Origin of the sequence: Mycobacterium sp. MAA66 (assembly GCF_041261665.1) — a bacterium.
Classification (GTDB): domain Bacteria; phylum Actinomycetota; class Actinomycetes; order Mycobacteriales; family Mycobacteriaceae; genus Mycobacterium.
In genome coordinates, this window is sequence record NZ_JBGCCC010000008.1 from 125,184 (window position 1) to 144,393 (window position 19,210).

The 19,210-nt window shown below is 65.1% G+C and carries 18 protein-coding genes; 10 read left to right on the forward strand and 8 right to left on the reverse strand.

Going from position 1 to position 19,210, the window contains the following annotated elements; genetic code table 11:
- Positions 1–149: 149 nt before the first annotated feature.
- Entirely contained in the window at positions 150–1,280 is a 1,131-nt protein-coding gene (locus ABIA30_RS20750) for a VIT1/CCC1 transporter family protein (protein WP_370068838.1), read from the forward strand.
- Between the two features lie 71 nt (positions 1,281–1,351).
- Complete coding sequence (locus tag ABIA30_RS20755; protein WP_370068840.1) at positions 1,352–1,618, forward strand: UBP-type zinc finger domain-containing protein; 267 nt, start codon at positions 1,352–1,354, stop codon at positions 1,616–1,618.
- 6 nt (positions 1,619–1,624) lie between these two features.
- On the opposite strand, the gene ABIA30_RS20760 is transcribed toward ABIA30_RS20755, so the two are convergent.
- From ABIA30_RS20760 to ABIA30_RS20775, 4 genes are all read right to left on the reverse strand, one after another.
- Positions 1,625–2,374 carry a hypothetical protein gene (locus ABIA30_RS20760; protein ID WP_370068842.1) on the reverse strand — a complete coding sequence of 250 codons (750 nt, stop codon included), beginning with the start codon at positions 2,372–2,374 and terminating at the stop codon, positions 1,625–1,627.
- 311 nt (positions 2,375–2,685) lie between these two features.
- The gene (locus ABIA30_RS20765; protein WP_370069048.1) at positions 2,686–3,438 is read right to left on the reverse strand and encodes a sulfite exporter TauE/SafE family protein; all 753 of its coding nucleotides are present in this window, start codon (positions 3,436–3,438) and stop codon (positions 2,686–2,688) included.
- A gap of 49 nt (positions 3,439–3,487) precedes the next feature.
- Entirely contained in the window at positions 3,488–4,855 is a 1,368-nt protein-coding gene (locus ABIA30_RS20770; RefSeq protein ID WP_370068844.1) for a ferric reductase-like transmembrane domain-containing protein, read from the reverse strand.
- A 53-nt stretch (positions 4,856–4,908) separates the two neighbouring features.
- Positions 4,909–5,559, reverse strand: a complete 651-nt coding sequence (locus ABIA30_RS20775) for a cysteine hydrolase family protein (protein ID WP_370069050.1) — start codon at positions 5,557–5,559, stop codon at positions 4,909–4,911.
- 123 nt (positions 5,560–5,682) lie between these two features.
- On the opposite strand from ABIA30_RS20775, the gene ABIA30_RS20780 reads away from it, so the two are divergent.
- Positions 5,683–7,137: an aldehyde dehydrogenase gene (locus tag ABIA30_RS20780; RefSeq protein ID WP_370068846.1), complete on the forward strand. Its 1,455-nt coding sequence runs from the start codon at positions 5,683–5,685 to the stop codon at positions 7,135–7,137.
- 80 nt (positions 7,138–7,217) lie between these two features.
- A complete protein-coding gene (locus ABIA30_RS20785; RefSeq protein WP_370069052.1) occupies positions 7,218–8,132 on the forward strand; it encodes a class I SAM-dependent methyltransferase in 915 nt (304 codons plus the stop codon).
- Positions 8,133–8,153: 21 nt separating this feature from the next.
- Here ABIA30_RS20785 and ABIA30_RS20790 read toward each other — a convergent pair whose 3' ends face one another.
- Positions 8,154–9,551 (reverse strand): alkaline phosphatase family protein, encoded by a 1,398-nt coding sequence (locus ABIA30_RS20790; protein ID WP_370069054.1) that lies wholly within the window; start codon positions 9,549–9,551, stop codon positions 8,154–8,156.
- A gap of 76 nt (positions 9,552–9,627) precedes the next feature.
- Here ABIA30_RS20790 and ABIA30_RS20795 point away from each other — a divergent pair, with 76 nt between their 5' ends.
- A complete protein-coding gene (locus ABIA30_RS20795; protein ID WP_370068848.1) occupies positions 9,628–11,238 on the forward strand; it encodes a CocE/NonD family hydrolase in 1,611 nt (536 codons plus the stop codon).
- Between the two features lie 13 nt (positions 11,239–11,251).
- On the opposite strand, the gene ABIA30_RS20800 is transcribed toward ABIA30_RS20795, so the two are convergent.
- The gene (locus ABIA30_RS20800) at positions 11,252–12,223 is read right to left on the reverse strand and encodes an NADPH:quinone oxidoreductase family protein (RefSeq protein WP_370068850.1); all 972 of its coding nucleotides are present in this window, start codon (positions 12,221–12,223) and stop codon (positions 11,252–11,254) included.
- A gap of 59 nt (positions 12,224–12,282) precedes the next feature.
- Between ABIA30_RS20800 and ABIA30_RS20805 the strand changes: the two genes are divergently transcribed.
- From ABIA30_RS20805 to ABIA30_RS20825, 5 genes are all read left to right on the forward strand, one after another.
- Positions 12,283–13,374: an NAD(P)-dependent alcohol dehydrogenase gene (locus ABIA30_RS20805; RefSeq protein ID WP_370068852.1), complete on the forward strand. Its 1,092-nt coding sequence runs from the start codon at positions 12,283–12,285 to the stop codon at positions 13,372–13,374.
- Positions 13,375–13,434: 60 nt separating this feature from the next.
- Complete coding sequence (locus tag ABIA30_RS20810; protein WP_370068854.1) at positions 13,435–14,376, forward strand: alpha/beta fold hydrolase; 942 nt, start codon at positions 13,435–13,437, stop codon at positions 14,374–14,376.
- 75 nt (positions 14,377–14,451) lie between these two features.
- Positions 14,452–15,930 carry a flavin-containing monooxygenase gene (locus tag ABIA30_RS20815; RefSeq protein WP_370068856.1) on the forward strand — a complete coding sequence of 493 codons (1,479 nt, stop codon included), beginning with the start codon at positions 14,452–14,454 and terminating at the stop codon, positions 15,928–15,930.
- Positions 15,931–16,124: 194 nt separating this feature from the next.
- Positions 16,125–16,310, forward strand: a complete 186-nt coding sequence (locus ABIA30_RS20820; protein WP_370068857.1) for a hypothetical protein — start codon at positions 16,125–16,127, stop codon at positions 16,308–16,310.
- 89 nt (positions 16,311–16,399) lie between these two features.
- Positions 16,400–16,774 carry a DUF4345 domain-containing protein gene (locus ABIA30_RS20825; protein WP_370068859.1) on the forward strand — a complete coding sequence of 125 codons (375 nt, stop codon included), beginning with the start codon at positions 16,400–16,402 and terminating at the stop codon, positions 16,772–16,774.
- A gap of 157 nt (positions 16,775–16,931) precedes the next feature.
- Here the strand turns inward: ABIA30_RS20825 and ABIA30_RS20830 are convergent, their stop codons facing one another.
- A complete protein-coding gene (locus ABIA30_RS20830; RefSeq protein ID WP_370068861.1) occupies positions 16,932–18,047 on the reverse strand; it encodes a hypothetical protein in 1,116 nt (371 codons plus the stop codon).
- Positions 18,048–19,202 (reverse strand): phosphotransferase family protein, encoded by a 1,155-nt coding sequence (locus ABIA30_RS20835; RefSeq protein WP_370068863.1) that lies wholly within the window; start codon positions 19,200–19,202, stop codon positions 18,048–18,050.
- Between the last annotated feature and the right edge of the window lie 8 nt (positions 19,203–19,210).

The window sequence follows — 19,210 nt, forward strand, 5'->3', positions numbered from 1 at the left end:
GATGTCGTTCCGACGATGCCGCCGATGGCTGGACGCCTCGGCGGGCGATTTTGGCTATTTTGGAATGAATCCAGAAATGATGGGGTTGCTGACTACATCAGCAACCTGCCGGGTCCGACGTCCGGCACCACGCCGCCGAGGAGATTGAGATGGCCACTGGGCAGGCAGACCGGTATCGCGAACTACTGGCCTCCGAACAACGCAGCGCCCGGCAATACGAAGGCCTGGCGCAGGCCGCCAGTGGGGAGCGCCGCCAGATTCTCAATGAGTTGGCCGCGGTCGAGCGCCGCCATGCCGAGCATTGGGCGGGCAAGATCACCGCCCTCGGCGAGCCCGTGCCCGCGCCGGCCCCGCCTGGCTTCGGGTCCCGCCTGATGGTGTGGCTGGCCCGCAAATCGTCGATCGACGCCGTGCTGCCGTACCTGGAGCGCGCTGAGCGGTCCGACGCGGGGCTGTACCAGGATGACCGTGACGCCACGTCGCGGATGGCCATCGATGAGCGCTCGCACGCCCGGGTACTGACACAGTTGCGCGACAGGGGGATTCAGTCACAAGGCGAGATTCGCAGTGCGGAGCGTTGGCACCGCGGTGACCGGTCGGGCGCGCTGCGGGCGGCGGTCTTCGGTGTCAACGACGGTCTGGTGTCCAACGCCTCGCTGGTGATGGGGTTCGCCGGTTCGGGCGCGAGTGGGTCGGTGACGTTGTTCGCGGGTCTGGCCGGGTTGCTTGCCGGGGCGCTGTCGATGGCCGCAGGCGAATACATCTCGATGAGCAGCCAGCGTGAGTCATACGAACGTGAAATCGCGTTGGAAGAGATGGAATTACGCGATGATCCCGAGGCCGAAGCTGAGGAGCTTGCGCTGATCTATCGGGCCAAGGGCTTGGACGAGGAGGCAGCCGAGCACATCGCAACCACCATCATGAAAGATCGCGAGACAGCGCTGGACACCATGGCCCGCGAGGAGTTGGGCTTGGACCCGGATGAACTCGGATCCCCGTGGTCGGCGGCGGCGTCAAGCCTGTTGGCCTTCGCGTTGGGCGCCGTGGTCGTGGTGTTGCCGTATTTGTTCGGATCGGGAACCGCGGCGTTGGTGACCGCTGTGGTACTGGCCGGTGTCGCGCTCTTCGCGGTCGGCGCGGCGTTGGGCCTGCTGAACGGACGCAACGGGTTGCGTTCTGGGGTAAGGCAACTGGTGATCGGCGGCGGCGCGGCGTTGCTGGTATTCGGGATCGGTCACCTGGCGAGTGTGCTGTCAGGGGTACACCTCGGGGCGGGCTGAGGAGTTCCCTTCCCGTGCGGTACCCGGCTACGGTGAACGTCTGTTGGCCGTCCGCACGAGGAGGAACGACCGTGGCATCCATTTTTCCCGACTCGCACCTGACGGACGTGCGCCTGGTCGCGCCACAAACGCACAAGGGATGCCAGGACTGCCTCGAGCTCGGTACCAGCTGGGTTCATCTGCGGTTGTGCCTGACCTGCGGGCATGTCGGCTGCTGCGATTCGTCGCCGATGCGGCACGCCAGTGCGCACGCGCAGTCGGCCGGGCACGCGATCGTGCAATCGTTCGAGCCGGGGGAAGACTGGCGCTGGTGCTATGTCCACGAGAGGTATGTCTGAGTCGGATCAGACCGGCTCGGGTACCAGTTCGCGATCCGTGGCGGGTCTGCGCAGGGTGAGATAACCCAACAGTGCAATACTGGCGGCCAGCAGGGTTGCGGCCACCACACCGTCGCCGTAGCCCAAGCCACCCGCTCGTGCCGGCTTGCCGAGCCAATCGGCAATCGACGCGCCGAGCGGGCGAGTCAGGATGTAGGCCCACCAGAAGACCGCGACGCTGTTGAGGCGGGACGACAGGCCACCGATGGCGGGCATCGCCATGAGGACTGCGAACAGCACGATCGATCCGGCAAATCCCAGGTGGAACCCGCTCGCGGTGAGGTCGCCGGCTGCGGTACCGAGTGCGAAGGTGAAAGTCACTGCGAGCCAATAGAACACTTCGCGGCGGCGGGTGGTGATGCTGTGCATCGACAGAGTGCCCTCGGCACGATGCCAGAGCAGGAAGGTGGCTGCCACGGCCAGTCCGTAGAGCAGCGTCGATGCCGCCAACGGTACGTGCAGTTCGTGGTGCAGCACGTCGGCAGCCATGGTGCCGAACACGGCGACCATCATCACCGCGCCCCAGTAGCCGAATGGTCGGTAGCGGTCCAGCCGGAACTGCAACCACAGGCTCAGCGCGAAGGCGACCGCGCCGAGTGCGACGGCGAGTGGGCCCAGCGTTCCCACAAGGAAGTCGGATGTGGCTTCACCCATCGCGGTGGTGAGCAGTTTGAGCACCCAGAACACCGCAGTGACCTCAGGCACTTTCGATGCCACGCGCGCGACGGTATTCGTTGCCGTTGGGCTGATTGTGGGCATGTGGACAGCCTGTCTGTGTGCCTGACGGAGCGAATTGAGTAGCGCCGCATTGATGTTCTCGACTTCGCCGAGGCTAGGGATCGGATATATGTCTTGCCTGGCTTGCTGCTGTGCGTTCGCTACGTGACGATGGTCACGGTGAATCGCTGACCACGCAGCAACATTCGCAACGGCACAGCGATGTCAAGGTTGTCCCGGATCTCGATCCTCTTGTTGTCGGCAAAGTCCGACACTCGTGTTTTGCGGCCCGTTTGTCCATTTCGGCGAGGTCAGTGCAGCATCATGACAGCGAACACCGTGAAGCTGACCACGACGATGCATGCCCGTAATACGTTCGGCGGCAACCGGCGTCCGGCCTTGGCTCCGATCTGGCCGCCGATGGTCGAACCGACGGCCAGGGTCAGCGCCGGCAGCCAAGCTACCTGCCCGATCGCGATGAAAATCAGCGCAGCCACGCCGTTGGCCACACCGGTGCAGATGTTCTTGACGGCGTTGAGACGCTGGATGTCGTCGCGCATGAACAGTCCCATCAGCGCGAGCATGATGATGCCTTGAGCCGCACCGAAATAGCCACCGTAGATCGCGCACCCGAAGATGCCCACATACAGCGGAACCAGGTTCGGTGAGCCGGTGCCGTTGCGGCGGTCCATTATTCGGCGCAGGCTCGGCTGTAGCAGCACCAGCACGCCGGCCAGGAGCACCAGCCACGGCACCACCAAGGTGAATGCCCCGGGTGGCAGGATCAACAGCAGCAGCGCGCCCACGATCGACCCGAATAGCGTTGTCACACCGAACTTCACGATGCGCGATCGTTGGCCGGTCAATTCGCTTCGGTAGCCGTAGGCGCCACTGAAATTTCCCGGGGCCAGACCCACCGTATTGGACATGTTGGCCACCAACGGTGAATATCCGACCGCCATGAGCACCGGGAAGGTGATCAGGCTCCCCGAACCGACCACGGTGTTGATGATGCCGGCCGCGATACCTGCCAGCAGTACAGCGGTGAGGGCCAGTGGGCTCAGCATGCCCAGGTGTGTCATAGGTGCGTCCTCGGGTGGCTGTCGACACTCGTCACCACGCGAATTCTTCACTGTGGATGTGTTTGCGGTGCACACCGGCCCCGATCGCCGCTGCTCGAGCGGCACGGAGCCAGCCCCCAGGCCCACACAGGTAGACATCGGAGTCGCCGATCGCGGGAACCAACTGGCTCAGTACGTCGACGTCACCGCCGGTGTGACCGGCCGGCAGCCAGGAGGACTCGTCGCGACGCGGGCCGGTGAGGTAACTGACCTGAATGCCGGTGGTGTCGGCCAGGGCATCGAGTTCGTCGACGAAGATCTGCTGCTCGGCCAGTGTGCATCGGTAGATCAGATGCGCATGGCCGGCTTCCGGTTGCAGTTCGCTCATCAGCGCCCGTAACGGGGCGATTCCGAGTCCGGCGGCAAGGAACACCACGTGCGAGTTCTCGCGTCGGTCCAACGTCATGGTGCCGTACGGGCCTTCGATGGCCACCCGGGTTCCCGGGCGCAGTTCGGCGAGCCGAGTGCTGCCGTCGCCGCAGGCCTGCACGGTGACCCGCAGCGCAGTGTCTGTCGGTGTGTCCGACAGTGAGAACGGATGGCCGTGCCACCAGTGCGGTCCGTCGAGGAACCGCCAGATGAAGAACTGACCCGACCGTGCGCGGAGTTGGTTCAGGTGCCGGCCGGACATCGTCACCGACACCACTCCGGGTCGCTCGAAGGTGACGGTATCGACCCGAAGGCGGTGGAAGACGCTGCGGTACAAGGGCATACCCACGCGAAAAATCAGGATCGCCGCGATGGCCGCGCTGTATATGGTCCACCAATAGAACTGGGCGCCCGCGCCATGGAAGTCCGGACCGTGCAGGATCTGGTGCGGTAGTGCAAAACCCATGCCCGCGTACGCGTTCAGGTGCACCAGATGCCATGTCTCGTAGCGCATTTTTCGGCGGGCCCAACGTGTCGACGTGACGACGACCACTGCGATCAGCAAGCTGCCGATGGTCGCAAGCAGCAGCCACCACCGCCACACGAAAAGATCCAGTAGCGCGACTCGTGGTGCGTCGGGCCGGCGCTGCAGGTGTTCGATCGTCTCCACCGTTATGTGCAGGATCATCAACCAGAACGACCAGAATCCGAGCCATCGGTGCCGCCGAGCGAGCAGGTCGTGTCCCCAGGTCTGCTCCAACAAGGGGATTCGGGCGATCAGCACCACTTGCACAACCATGAAGATGGACGCCAGGAGTCCGGCTGACAGTGCGATCGTTCGGGCTGCCTGGCTGCGGTCCAACGTTTGGTGTAGTCCGTGGTGGATCAGCCACATGAGCAGCGGTGAGATGATCAGCGCCAACCATGCCGTGGTCAGCGCGGGTCGGCGCGCGTGTATCGACGCGGTGCGTGCGGAGGCGAGGGTGACCATCGATTTCCCCCGTGGCTCGTCTCGGTACCTCGGATTGATGGTGCCTGGTTTTGCTATGCGTCGGCTAGCAGAGACCTGTCGATATCAGCCATGGTCAACAGCTCGACGCCGATGAGCCGTAGATCGTTGAGTCGTTCGGTGGTCACCTGCGAGGTCGCATCGGTCACCAGAGCGGCCCGGTAGTCGCGTTCCGAGGCGTCGAACAGGGTGGCCCGCGGGCAGTTCGGGAGGTTGCATCCGGCTACCACGACGGTGGTCACTCCCAGGTCGTGTAGATGCCGGTCGAGGTCGGTGCGGTAGAACGCCGACCAGCGCGGCTTGAACATCACGACCTCGTTGGCGCCGACGTGCTGGACGCCGCCCGCCAGCAGCGATTCGTAATCGAGGGGATGGGCCAGCAGCGTTGCGGGAATGGCGGCACCGTCGGTGTGCGGTGCGGCGATCTGCTGTCCTGCTTCGATCACGGCCCGCCGGGGCGGATCGGCGTCGCTGCCGCCCGGGACGTACAACCGGATGACATGGACGATCGGTCGATGCCGTGCTCGGTAGAGCTCGACCAGCCGTGCCATGGCGGGTAGGTGTTCGGCGGTGCCGTCAACTTGTGCGGTCCCGGAGACGAAGTCGTTCTGGACGTCGATCAGCACCAAGGCGCTGCGATCGAGTTCGGGAGAGGTGTAGTCGTGGCCGGCGCTCACGTCGTTGATCTTCTCAGACAATCTCGTGATCCGAGCGAACTCTTGACGACCCGCCAGGACGAATGCTAAGCAGGTGCTCAGCATTCGCGCTCGCTCGTCCGAGGGTGCGCCGGCGATGACGAGAGGGAATCGATGACGCTGCAGTCGGTCTTGGATGACATTGAGAAGCGCCCCGGCACGGGCGATGTCATCACGATCATCGATCCGGTGACCGAGGAGCCGCTCACCGAATTCCGCGACTGCGGTCCCGAGGCGGTCGACGATGCCGTCGCCCGGGCCAAATCGACCTTCGAGGACGGCGTCTGGTCAGGGCTGCCCGGCCGCGAGCGCGCGAAGATCATGTGGCGCATCGCCGACCTGATCGACGAGCACGCAGCCGAATTCGCCCAGATCGACTCGGCCAACACCGGCATGATGAAGATGCAGGCCGAATTGGTGGTGCCGACCTGCGCCGAGTTCTTCCGCTACTACGCGGGCTGGTGTTCCAAGATCAACGGCACCGCCTATGACATTCGCACCAGCGGTATCGCCTCGGACAGCTACGTCGACCAGCACGGCTATACCCTGCGTGAACCGTACGGCGTTGTGGGCCTGATCTTTCCGTGGAACGGGCCGATCTTCAACGCCTGCGCCAAGATCGCGCCCGCACTGGCCGCGGGCTGCAGCAGTCTGGTGAAACCCGCTGAGGAGACTCCGCTTTCGGCCGTCCTGCTGGATCGGCTCATCCATCAGGCGGGGGTTCCCGAGGGTGTGGTCAACCTGATCACCGGCTACGGGTACACCGCCGGCGCCGCCATCACCGCACACCCGGACGTCGAGAAGGTGGCGTTCACCGGATCGACCGATGTCGGCAAGGAGATCGTCAAGGCCTCGGCGGGCAATCTCAAGAAGGTCATGCTCGAACTCGGCGGCAAGTCGCCGGTGTTGATCTTCGACGACGCCGACCTGGACAAGGCCATCTTCGGCGCGGCCATGGGCATCTTCGTCCACTCCGGGCAAGGCTGTGTCTGTGGCTCAAGGATTTTCGTGCAGCGCGGCGTCTACGACCAAGTGGTCGAGGGCATCGCCGGCGTCGCCAATTTCATGAAGCTGGGCGGCCCGTCCGAAGAGGGTGTGATGAGTGGCCCGCTGATCAGCGCCAAGCAGCTCGACCGCGTCATGGGCTTCATCGACGAAGGCAAGCGCGACGGCGTCGATGTGGTCACCGGCGGATACCGGTTGGACCGCAAGGGCTACTTCGTGCACCCGACCGTGCTGACCAATGTCGACCCCGGAATGCGCCTGTACCAACAGGAGATCTTCGGTCCGGTGGTTTCCATCCTGCCGTTCGACACCGAGGATGAGGCTGTCGCGATGGCCAACGACACCAGCTACGGGCTGGCGGCTACCGCGTGGACCACCAATGTGAGCCGGGCCCACCGGATCGTCAAGCGGTTGCAGGCCGGCAGCGTTCAGGTCAACTGTCAGTTGGTGTTTGACCACGATCTGCCGTTCGGTGGCTACAAGCAGTCCGGCTGGGGACAGGAGTTCGGCCGCGAAGGCCTCGAGGCGTACCTGAAGAACAAGAGCGTTGTCGTCCAGCTCTGACCCGCGGACGCCTTGATCTTCAGGGGATTTGGACAGGATTTCACCAGAAACGGCAGCTTCGGCGGCGGCGTAACGTGGCAATCGTGCGATCGGTCGATGATTCCTGGGACATAGTGACAAGCGTGGGTGCCACGGCGCTGGCGGTGGCGGCGATGCGGGCCATCGAAGCCCGCAAGCCCGACGCAATCGCCCGCGACGAGTACGCGCAGCATTTCGTTGCGGCGACCGCGGGGCAGGCGCCGATCTTCACCGAGATGCTGGGCGACCCGGCAATTGCTGCTGAGAACGATGTGGTGGTGTTCAGCAGCTACCTCGGTGCGCGCACCAGGTACTTCGATGAGTTTTTCGCGGCGGCGGGAACAGCGGGCATCCGCCAGGCGGTGATTCTTGCTGCGGGGCTTGATGTCCGGGGCTACCGGCTGGAGTGGCCGGCCGGCACCACGCTATACGAACTCGACCTCCCGAAGGTGCTGCAGTTCAAGGGTGATGTGCTCGGTCAGCACGGCATCACCCCGAACACCACGGTCCGTACGTTGGCTGTCGACCTGCGTGATGACTGGCCGGCCGCACTGATCGAGGCCGGTTTCGACCGGACTCAACCCACCGCCTGGCTGGCCGAGGGCCTGTTGCCGTTCCTGCCCGGCGCGGCCCAAGATCTGTTGTTCCAGCGGGTCATGGATCTGTCGGCGCCCGGAAGTTGTTTCGCTGTAGAAGATTTCGCGCCGCTGGGCGGTGGGGCGTCGCAGATGGGAGCGGCGATGACCGAAGGCGGGGCGGTGCACCGAATGTTCGCAAGCTTCACTGACGGCAGTGCCGATCCGTCGGCGCTGTGGTTCGGTGACGAACGCGCGGACACTGTCGAATGGCTACGACAGCACGGATGGGCGATCAGTACCGTTACTGCACGCGAATTGCTGGTCCGGTATGGCCACACCCGCGATGACGATCTCACCGACCAGATGGGACGGTCTCGGTACTTCACCGCCGTCTTGTGACCCGAATGCGGTACAGGATCGTCAGTTCACGTGCGGCTTGGTGCCGGGTACCTGCACGGGCCGACTCTGCGGCATGGTCGGGACCACGGGCGCCGGCAACTGATCAGTTGCATTGGCCTGCAACACTTCCTGATCGACGTTCGGGAATTGCACGGGCGTGCCGACGGGTTGGTCCAGTCGCAATGCCGACCGGAGATCGCCAAAAGTCTTGCGTCGCCACGCGGAGATGTTGGGCTCGCGCACCCCGGTGAACCACTCCAGAAACTGGAGAATCGATGTGTGGTCGAACAATTCCGAGGCCACCCAGCCGCCAATTGTCCACGGCGACACGATGATGCACGGCACCCGATAGCCACCGCCGATCGGCTCCCCGCGGACGAACTCCCCGGCGGTTCCGGCCGGCGGCAGCGGTGGGATCACGTGATCGAACAACCCGTCGTTCTCGTCGTAGTTGAGTATGAACACGGTCTTGGCCCACAGCTCCGGATTGGCTGCGACGGCGTTGATCCGGTCCGCGATGAACTTGGCGCCATCGGCCGGGCGATAGTCGGGATGCTCGCAGGTCACTGCGCTGGGCATGATCCACGACACCGCGGGCAAACGGTCGGCCCGGGCGTCCGCATCGAAAGAGCCGATGGGGGAGAGCGCAATACCTTTGCGGTACAACGCCGAATCCTTCGGTGCTTGCTGATACTGGGTGAACTGCTCCAGGATGTTCAGCTCGTAGTCGTTGATCTCGTTGTAGACCTTCCAACTGACCCCGGCTTGTTCCAGCCGTTCCGGATAGGTGGTCCACGAATATCCGCCGGCGGGCGTGACATTGCGAGTGATCGGGCCGCCGTGTGTACCGGCCGGGTCGATGGTGCCGGTCATCCACATCATTCGATTCGGCCAGGTGGGCCCGAGCACCGAACAGTGGTAGGCATCGCAGACCGTGAATGCGTCGGCCAGCGCGAAATGAAACGGGATGTCCTCGCGCTGGTAGTACCCCATGACGAACGGTCCGTTGGCGCCGTCGGCCTTGCGGTGCGCCGGCAGCCAGTTGTCCATCCGGCCGCCGGCCAGTGCGGAGTGCTGCACCGACCAGGCGTGTGAGGTCGACGGGATCTTCTGCACGCTGTTGCGCGAGGTGTCGAGATGGAACGGCAAGGTGTACCCGTCGGGGTTCTCCGGATCGGGTTGCGCGAAAACCGATGCACCGTTGGGCAGTCGAGCCGCCGTCGGGTCACCGAACCCGCGTACCCCGCTCATGGTCCCGAAGTAATGGTCGAACGAGCGGTTCTCCTGCATCAGCAGCACTACGTGCTCGATCGGCTTCGGAGGCACCGGTTCCGCGAGCGCCTGCTGCACATGCGACGGCATCGCCGCGAAGGCGGCGGCCAACGCGGACCCGCCGATGAATCGTCGACGGGTGACCATCGGAAGCGAACCGCTCACGGGTGTTGATCCAATCACAATGCTGCACGTCATGACCCGGGTGTGATGACATGGTGCGATGCGTCGCGACATTCTGGCCGAGCTGGGCGCCCGGGTCATGTTGCGCCGCATGAAGCTCTCGCGCCGCCCCGTCCGCTTCCGGGTGCAGCGGTCACTGCCCGTGCCGATGCGCGACGGCGTGGAGCTGCTGGCCGACCACTACGGCCCGAGCACCCGTAAGCCCGCCGGAACCGTGCTGATCAGAACTCCCTACGGTCGCGACGGCCTGCCGACCCGGGTGATCGCCGGGGTGTACGCAGCGTACGGATTCCATGTCGCTCTGCAGAGCACTCGCGGAACCTTCGGTTCGGGCGGCGAGTTCGAGCCGGGACGACACGAGGTCGAGGACGGTGCGGACACCGCCGACTGGCTGCGGGTGCAGAGCTGGTTCACCGGGGACTTCGTCACGGTGGGGGCGTCCTATCTGGGCTACACGCAACTTGCGTTGCTGGTGGACCAGCCGGCCGACCTGGCTACTTCGGTCATCACCATGGCACCTCACGACTTCGGTCAATCAGTTTGGGGCACAGGCTCGTTCGCGTTGGGTGACTTCCTGGGGTGGACCTATCAAGTGGGTATCCAGCATGACGGTGGCTGGATCCGGCAGATGGTGCGGGGCAATGCCATTCGCCGGACACTGCGGCCGGCGTTGAGTGCGTTGCCGGTGAGCCAGGCCGCTGATGACCTGCTGGCAGGTCGCACGCCGTGGTTCACCTCCTGGCTCGGACACGACGATCCGGCAGCGCCGTACTGGCAGGGACTGCGGGTCGACCACGCGCTGGACCGGCTGAGCGGCCCGCTGCTGCTCATCACCGGTTGGCAGGATGCGTTTCTGGAGCAGACCATGGAGCAGTACCGGCGGCTACGGGAGCGCGGCATCGACGTTGCCCTGACGGTCGGGCCGTGGACGCACGGCGACGGCGGCACCGAGGCGCTGCGCGAATCGTTGGAATGGCTGGACGGCGCCCGCCGCATTGGTGCTCCGGTGCGGGTCTGTACCAATGACGGCGACTGGCTGGAGCTGCAAGACTGGCCCCCGCCCAGTGGTGAACAGGTGCTGTATCTGCATCCGGGTGAGGCGCTGACCGACGCACCGTCGCGGGGCGGACAACCATCGACTTTCGTCTACAACCCGATCGATCCCACGCCCAGTATTGGTGGGCGCCTTCTGGTTTCGGGCAAGTCGGGCTATGTGGACGACACCGAACTGGCGCACCGCAGCGACGTGCTGTGTTTCACCGGCCCGGCGCTGGCCGACGATGTCGAGACCCTGGGCGCGCCGATCGTCGAGTTGACCCACAGCACCGCCAACCCGCACGCCGACGTGTATGTCCGGATCAGCGACGTCGCGCCAGATGGGCGGTCCCGCAACGTCAGTGACGGCTATCTACGGTTGACCGTGCCCACCGTGGGGCCGCTGCGGATAGAGCTGGACCCGACCGCCTACCGGTTCCGGGCAGGCCATCGCATCCGATTGCTGATCGCCGGCGGTTGCTATCCGCGGTTCGCGCGCAACCTGGGTACCGGAGAACCGGTGGGCAGCGGTACCCGGATGGTGTCGGTGGTACACACCGTCGCGCACGGTGACGGTGGGCAGTCTCGGTTGATCCTGCCGGTCAGCGCACGCTGACCCCGGCTGACAGTCAGCGCACGCTGACGACCACTTTCCCTGTCGCCGAACGATTTTCCAGCGAACCGATGGCCTCGGCGGCCCGCTCCAGCGGAAACACCACCGGCTCCGGCGGCGCCACCGCACCCGAGGCCAGCAGCGGTGCCAGCTCGGCCCACTGCTCGGCCAGATAGCCCGGATGGCTGGAAACCCAAGCACCCCAACCCACGCCGACCGCATCGACGTTGTTCAACAGCAGCCGGTTGACCTTCACTGTCGGGATGTCGCCTCCGGTGAAGCCGACCACCAGCAGCCGGCCGCCCGGGGCCAGCGACCGCAGTGAATCGGTGAAGCGATCGCCGCCCACCGGGTCCAATACCACGTCCACTCCGCGGCCGCCGGTCAGTTCGGCCACCGCATCCTTGAATCCGTCGGCCATGACAACATCGGAAGCACCTGCCGCACGGGCGATCTCGCCCTTTTCGGGAGAGCTGACGACGGCAATGGTGCGCGCCGCGCCCAATGCCGGCGCCATCCGCAGCGTCGAGGTGCCGATGCCGCCTGCGGCACCGTGCACCAGGACCGTCTCGCCGGCAGCCAACCGGCCTCGGGTACGCAGCGCGCAGTGCACCGTCAGATCGTTGAACAACAGCCCCGCGCCCGCCTCGAATGACACCGTGTCGGGCAATGCGAACACCAATTCGGCCGGTAGCGCCACAACTTCTGCCATCGCACCGCTGAGCATGGTCAGCGCGGCCACCCGATCGCCGGCCGCCACGTGCGCGCCGGGCGGCGCGCTGCGCACCACTCCGGCCAACTCGGCGCCCGGCACATACGGCAACGCCGGCTTGTGCTGGTAGAGGCCGCGCGACTGCAGCGCATCGGGGAACGCCACACCGGCCGCATGCACCTCGATCACCACGGCATCGGTGCCGTCGGGTTCGGCGATCTCGGTGAGCTCGGCGGCCGACGGGCCGTCCAACCGGGCGATCTGTATGGCGCGCATGGTGTCCTCCTTATGCGCCGGGCTGTCCGGGCACAGATGCCTCCATCTAACATGCCGGAATGATCGACGCACGCGCGGCCGTACTGCGGCACGGGGGATCCGACCCGACCCTGCTCGACGTCCAGGTTCGGGAGCCGCAGGCCGACGAGGTCCTGGTCGCCATCGACGCGGTGGGTATCTGCCACACCGATATCAGCATCGCGGCGCGATGGCCCGACAAGCGAACGCCCATGGTGTTCGGCCACGAAGGCGTGGGCACCGTCGTTGCCGCCGGTCCGCAGACGCGGATCGACATCGGTAGCCAGGTGGTGTTGACCTTCGCCAGCTGCGAGCGGTGCGCACACTGCACTGCGGGCCGGCCCGCCTACTGCGACGCGGCGACCGGATTGAACATGGCCGGGGATCGTGGTGACCAGTCCAGCGCGCTGCGCCTCGACGGAGCACCGGTGCGGGGTGGATTCTTCGGTCAGTCCAGCTTCGCGACCCACGTCATCTCCAAGGCCTCCAACACGGTGGTGCTGACGGAGGCGCTCGACCCGGTGCTGGCCGCACCGCTGGGCTGCAGTGTGCAGACCGGGGTGGGTGCCGTACTGAACACGTTGGCGGCCAAGCCCACCGATTCGATCGTCGTGTATGGGGCTGGTGCTGTGGGGCTGTCAGCGGTCATGGGTGCGCGGATCGCCGGTTGTGCAACGATCGTCGCGGTTGATCCGATCGCCGAACGACGCACGCTGGCAGTCGAATTGGGCGCCACCGGTACCGTCGACCCGGCGTCGGACGACCTCATCGGCCGGCTCCGCGAACTCACCGCCGGCGGGGCCACATTGGCGGTGGACACCACCGCGCGCGCCGATGTGATCAGCACCGCGCTGTCGCTGCTGCACAAGTGCGGCACCCTGGCGTTGGTCGGGCTCGGGGCCCTGACGGCCGAACTGCCGGTGGGGTTGATCCTGGCCAACGGTCTGCGTGTGCAGGGCGTCATCGAGGGCGACAGTGAGCCGCACGCTTTCATCCCACAGCTCGCCGGCTACCTGCGTCGCGGTGAACTGCCGGTGCACAAGATGGTCCGCAGCTACCGGTTCGACGACTTCGATCAGGCCTGGGCCGACGCCAAAGGGGGCCGAACGATCAAGCCGGTTTTGGCGATGTAGGTAATGTGCGGGTTCTGGGGTTTCCCCACCGGCAACGTCGCCGAACAGAACGGAGCAACCGTGACCGTGTTCAACGAGGCCTGGTTGGCCAGACCTGGACGCCCCGCGGCGCTGCCGCCGGGCCAGTCGCTGGAAGTGCGCGGGGTTGACGGCACCCGGCTGCACGTCGAGGTTTTCGGCCCCGACGATGGCTACCCGATCGTGCTGGCACACGGCATCACCTGCGCCATCGGCGTGTGGGGTAACCAGATCTCCGACCTGTCCAAGGACCACCGGGTCATCGCCTTCGACCACCGCGGGCATGGCCTGAGCCAGGCTCCGCGCGGACGGGGCAAATACAACCTGGATTTTCTGGCCGCCGACCTGGACGCGGTGCTGGCCGCGACATTGCGACCGGGGGAGCGTGCCGTCATCGCGGGGCACTCGATGGGTGGCATCGCGATCACTTCCTGGGCTGAGCGGTATCCGGAGCGCGTCGCGGAATGTGCGGACGCCGTCGCCCTGGTCAACACCACCACCGGTGATCTACTGCGGCTGGTTCAGTTTCTCCCGGCGCCCCGACAGTTGGAAACTCCACGGGAGCGGGCCGCCGGCCGACTGCTCAAGACCTTCGGCGGTGCGCCTCTGGTGCCGGGCTCGCGTCGGCCCGGGCGACGATTCGTCGCGACCGTCGCAGTGGGTCATGACGCCGACCCGGCCATCGCCGACTTTGTGTTCGAGCTGTTCGAGGGCACGTCGGCGGCCGGCCGCAGTGGCTGGACGAACGCCTTGGTCGACAGCCTCGGCCCGCGCCACATCGGACTGGCCAATCTCACGGTGCCCACTTTGGTCATCGGCAGCGTCAAGGATCGGCTGCTGCCCATCGCGGCGTCCCGGCGGATTGCCGCCCACGCTCCGAATCTGTGGTCGTTCGTGGAGCTGACGGGCGGGCATTGCGCCATTCTCGAGCGCCCACACGAGGTCAACCAGCAGTTTCGGGCTTTACTCGCGGCAGTGTCCTAGCTTTTCTGTTCGCGTCGGCGGCCGTGTCCTAATGTGGTACCGGTGGTACCGGTTACGAACCAAGGGAGCTTCTTGATGGACGGGCAGCCCGAGTACTTCGATGTGTTGATCATCGGAGCCGGCATTTCCGGTATCGGCGCGGCGTACCGGTTGCAACAGCGCAATCCCCAGATGACCTACGCGCTGCTGGAACGTCGTGAACGCATCGGCGGCACCTGGGACCTGTTTCGCTACCCGGGCATTCGCTCCGACAGCGACATCTTCACGCTCAGCCTGCCGTATGAGCCGTGGACCCGGCCGGAGAACATCGCCGACGGCGACGACATCCGGGAGTACTTGACCGCGGCGGCGCGCCATCACGGCATCGACCGGCACATCACCTTCAACACTCATGTGCGCTCGGCTGATTGGGACTCGTCGACCGATACCTGGACCGTGCAGACCGTCCAAGAGGGGGTGCCCAAGGCCTATCGCGGGCGCTTCGTGTTCTTCGGTACCGGTTATTACAACTACGACGAGGGCTACACCCCGGAGTTCCCCGGTCTCGGCAACTTCGGTGGTGAGGTTGTGCACCCGCAGTTCTGGCCCGAGTCACTGGACTACGCCGGCAAGAAGGTCGTGGTGATCGGCAGCGGCGCGACCGCGATCAGTCTGGTGCCGGCAATGGCCAAGACCGCCGACCTGGTCACCATGCTGCAGCGGTCACCGACGTACATGATGTCCCAACCGCGGATCGATCCGATGGTCGCGGCGATCCGGAAGCTGTTGCCGCGCAAGATCGCTCACCGACTGGTGTGGTTCAGGAATGTGTTGATCTCGGTGCTTTCCTACAATTTGATGCGCAAGTACCCCGAGGGTGCCCGTCGACTGCTCCGCGGGCGTGCGGTTGCGGCGCTGCCGCCGGGCTACCCGGTCGACGTGCACTTCAAGCCCCGATATGACCCATGGGATCAGCGGCTGTGCGCGGTGCTGGACCGCGACATCTTCGAGGCCATCAGCGAAGGCCGGGCCCGCGTCGTGACCGACCACATCGATCACTTCGACGCGACGGGCATCGTGCTCAAATCGGGCGGACGCATCGACGCCGACATCATCGTGACCGCGACGGGTCTGCAACTGCAGGCGCTCGGCGGTATCGAGCTGAGCCTTGACGGCGTCGGATTCAAGGCCTCGGACCGGTTCGCCTACAAAGAGTTTCTGCTCGACGATGTGCCGAACATGGCCTGGTGCCTGGGCTACACCAACGCTTCGTGGACACTGCGGGCCGACATGACGGCTAGCGCGGTGGCAAAGTTGTTGGCATACATGGATGTTCACGGATACACCCACGCCTATCCGCATCTGGGTGGCGTGCCTATCGCAGAGAAGAAGACCTTCGATCTCGACGCGGGCTACATCAATCGCAACCCGCACGCGTTGCCCAGATCCGGCACGCATCGGCCCTGGCACGTCCGGCACAACTATGTGTTGGACGTCATCGACCACCGGTTCGACAACATCGAGGAGTCGATGGTGTTCGGACGGGCCTCGCAGCGGGCAGCCAAGTCCGCCTGAGTTTTCCTCGGGCCAGGCTGCGTCCTGGGCAAGTGTTTGCCACAGCGGCCCGCCACGGCAGCAGTCCGCCGACGCATGAGTGCCAGGGAATATATCTGTGACTTCGGTTGCTGAGTCCAGCACCAGCGCCGACGTTGCCGACGCCGACAAATCACAGATCCCAACATTGTCGGGGTTCATGAAGGGAAACCGCGATGACTGCTGCCAACACAGCCTTCGTTACTGTCAGGCCCGCGGCTACGGCCGCCCACTTGTGGGAAGCTGCGACCGCCGCCATCGTTGCCCGGGTGCATCGCGCCCTGCGGACGCACGAACACGAAGCTGATCGCTTCCGGTACCTCGAGCAGTCCGCCATGGAACGCGAAATGTGGAGGCTCTGAGTCATTTTCAGCAAGATCGACGGTTAGGTGCGGGCTGAACCACACATGAGTCATGCTGGGTTCCTGTCAGTTCTTGTCGGGAGGTCACCGTGTCCACAGCTTCCGTCGTCGTTCTCGGAGCCACTGCAGTGTTCTTCGCAGCCATGGGGTTGCGTGCGCTGACGGCTCCGTCCGCGATGCTCAATCCGTTCGGGATTGTCTTGGGTCAGGCGGCATCCCGGGCTGAGGTCCGCGCGGTCTACGGAGGCTTTGGGTTGGCCATGGCCGCTGTGCTCGGGTATTCGATCACTGCGGCCGAGCAGATCCGGGCCGGCATCGTGCTCACCGTGAGTATCGCGTTGGCCGGGATGGCGTTCGGGCGGATGTACTCAGCGGTCGTCGACCACCGAACCACGTTCTACCCCAACTGGTTCTACTGTCTGGTCGAGCTGATCGCCGCCGCGCTCCTGTGGTGGGCTCGTTGAGCCGAGCCCATAGGCGCGTTACGTAACTGGCCACGTCGTTTGCGCACCGTCCAGTCGTAACGAGATGAGCCTGAAAAAACAACTGTCCCCAGCACGCCATTGGGCCGGGGACAGTTGGCTCCGCTCGCCGAGGGGACGGAGCGGAGGACTTGGGGGGCTAAGGAGCCATGGTCAGCCAGTCCGGAAATCCCGACGGGTCATGTCGGCCGAGTGCACCGTGCTCGAACAGGCCCCAACCCTCGGCCGGCGGCTTGTTGCCTTCGTGGCAGACCGCGCGTCCGACATGGTCGATGACGCCGAAGCCGGAGCGGCCCACGACCGCGGGGTCGTTCATGTCGTAGGTGAGCCGCTCGGTGAACTTGTCGCCCTTCCACATGCCGTGCAGCCAGTCAGAGTCGCCACCGTAACCGCCGCCGACGTGAATCGGCACGGGCAGTTTGGATTCCACGTCGAACCGCACCGGCGAGCCATCCAGCGCCGTCGCCTCGATGGTGGCGCCGGTGGGGATCCGGGTGCCGGATCGGTAGTGAATCTTCACCCGTGGCCAGCCCAGCTGCTCGACGCGGCCGTCCTTCCAGATCCGGCTGCAGTCGTTGAGCGAGCGGAAGCCGTCGGGGGCTTCCTGGATGATCATCACGATCGCGAACTCTTCGAAGGCGATCGGCACGTACAACCACCACATGCCTTCGAACGGCGGATCGGCCGGCCGGCCGGCGGGTTCGGCCTCACCGATGGGCCGGATGCCCCAGGACCGGTCGCGGGATCCGATCCACGTCGACGGGTCAACCTTGATCTCCTCGCCGTCGATGGCGAGATGGCCGCTCCAGGAACCCAATTGGGCGAAGCGCTGGGCATTCAGGGAGAGCCGGTTGCCCTGCCGCATCAAATGCGGCTGCTCCTGGACGACATCGAACAAGCCGGCCCAGGTCAGGTCGGCGGCGATGCCGTCGGTCTCGTCGAGCACGATACGAATCTTGCGCAGCGGCTCGGTGACCTCGACTCGGTAGCCCAGGACGTGTTGATTGATGCGGTCCTGATCGATCGCGTCGGACAGGTGCACCGCTGTCTGCGTATCACCACGGCGCACCAGGAAGTACGCGTCCTTGACTCCGAGGTTCGGGTAATAGCCCAGACCGGTGATGATGAAGATGTCGCCGGTGCGGTCGTGCGCATTGAAGTATGAGCGATCGTAGAAGTTCCGGTCGCTGGACCCGGGCCAGGCGATCGGCTGCGGTATCTGGTGGATCGGGTATTCGTCCATGGGGCCGAGCATTTAGGCGGATCCTTCCAGAAGCTTCTCGAGCAGAGACCGGTGGTAGAACAGCGATTCGATGTCCGCGGGCCGTTCCATCTCGCCGAAATGCACCCGACGGGCTCCGGTGCGCATGAAAACGCAACACCACACCACGCCGGAGTAGATGTAGAACCAGCGCAGATCGCCGACCTCGACACCGGTCAGGTTCTTGTATTTCGCGCGGACGTCCTCTTCGCGTAGTACGTCCGGTAGTCCGGGGAGCCCGGCCAAGCCAGCGAGTTCCTCGAATACCTTGTGCGCGAAGATGATCCATGACACGTCGAACTCGCGGGGGCCGACGGTGGCCATCTCCCAGTCGAGCACCGCCGACGGCTTGAAGTCCTGGTACATCACGTTGCCGATCCGCGAATCGCCCCATACCAGAACCGATTCCGAGGCGGCGACGTCGTCGGGGAAGTTGGCCTCGAGCCATTCCAGCGCGCGTTCGACCAACGGCGAGCGCTCCAGGCCCGCTGCCGCGTACTGATACCAGTCCTTGAGCCAGCCGAAGTGCCGGCGCAACGCGGTGTCTCCGGGTGGGTCGATCTCGGTGAGGAAACCGAATGTTTTGTCGGCGTTGGGGATCGAGTGCAGCTTTGCGATGGCGTCGACGGTGGAGTCCTGCAGGGTGCGCTGCTGCTCCGCAGTGGCGTCGGCGAACCAGTTGCCGCCGAAGGTGTAGGGCATCACGTCGGGCGGTACCTGGCCGTCCACACAGTCCATCAGGAAGAACGGGGCGCCCAGCACCTCGCCGGTGGTCTCCAACCAACGCACCCGGGGGACGGGAACGTCGGTCAGTTCGCCGGCCAGGCGCATCACGTCGAATTGGTGGTCCAGTCGATAAGACGAAAACACCGGAACGTCTTCGTCGGTCGGTGCCACCCTGGCCACCCATTTCTGTTCCACCGGCCGGCCGTCCTCGGTCCACCTGCCGGTGAGAATAATTGTCTCCGAGGACATTCCGTTGGAGTCGATGCCGCTCTCCACGGTGATGTCCGGCCTGGTGCCGCCGTCCATGACCGTCGACAGCCACTGCGACAGGATGTCGGGCACGGTGGTGACGTCTCGGCTGGAGCGCTGGATGTGATCGACGTTGGTCTCGACCGACACCTCAGCAGCTGATTCGTTCGTCACAGACCGTC

Excerpts from the sequence above, each read along its gene's own strand:
- ABIA30_RS20750 (WP_370068838.1), top strand. The coding sequence starts at position 150 with ATGGCCACTGGGCAGGCAGACCGGTATCGCGAACTACTGGCCTCCGAA.
- ABIA30_RS20770 (WP_370068844.1), bottom strand. The coding sequence starts at position 4,855 with ATGGTCACCCTCGCCTCCGCACGCACCGCGTCGATACACGCGCGCCGA.
- ABIA30_RS20780 (WP_370068846.1), top strand. The coding sequence starts at position 5,683 with ATGACGCTGCAGTCGGTCTTGGATGACATTGAGAAGCGCCCCGGCACG.
- ABIA30_RS20790 (WP_370069054.1), bottom strand. The coding sequence starts at position 9,551 with ATGGTCACCCGTCGACGATTCATCGGCGGGTCCGCGTTGGCCGCCGCC.
- ABIA30_RS20795 (WP_370068848.1), top strand. The coding sequence starts at position 9,628 with ATGCGTCGCGACATTCTGGCCGAGCTGGGCGCCCGGGTCATGTTGCGC.
- ABIA30_RS20800 (WP_370068850.1), bottom strand. The coding sequence starts at position 12,223 with ATGCGCGCCATACAGATCGCCCGGTTGGACGGCCCGTCGGCCGCCGAG.
- ABIA30_RS20805 (WP_370068852.1), top strand. The coding sequence starts at position 12,283 with ATGATCGACGCACGCGCGGCCGTACTGCGGCACGGGGGATCCGACCCG.
- ABIA30_RS20815 (WP_370068856.1), top strand. The coding sequence starts at position 14,452 with ATGGACGGGCAGCCCGAGTACTTCGATGTGTTGATCATCGGAGCCGGC.
- ABIA30_RS20820 (WP_370068857.1), top strand. The coding sequence starts at position 16,125 with ATGACTGCTGCCAACACAGCCTTCGTTACTGTCAGGCCCGCGGCTACG.
- ABIA30_RS20830 (WP_370068861.1), bottom strand. The coding sequence starts at position 18,047 with ATGCTCGGCCCCATGGACGAATACCCGATCCACCAGATACCGCAGCCG.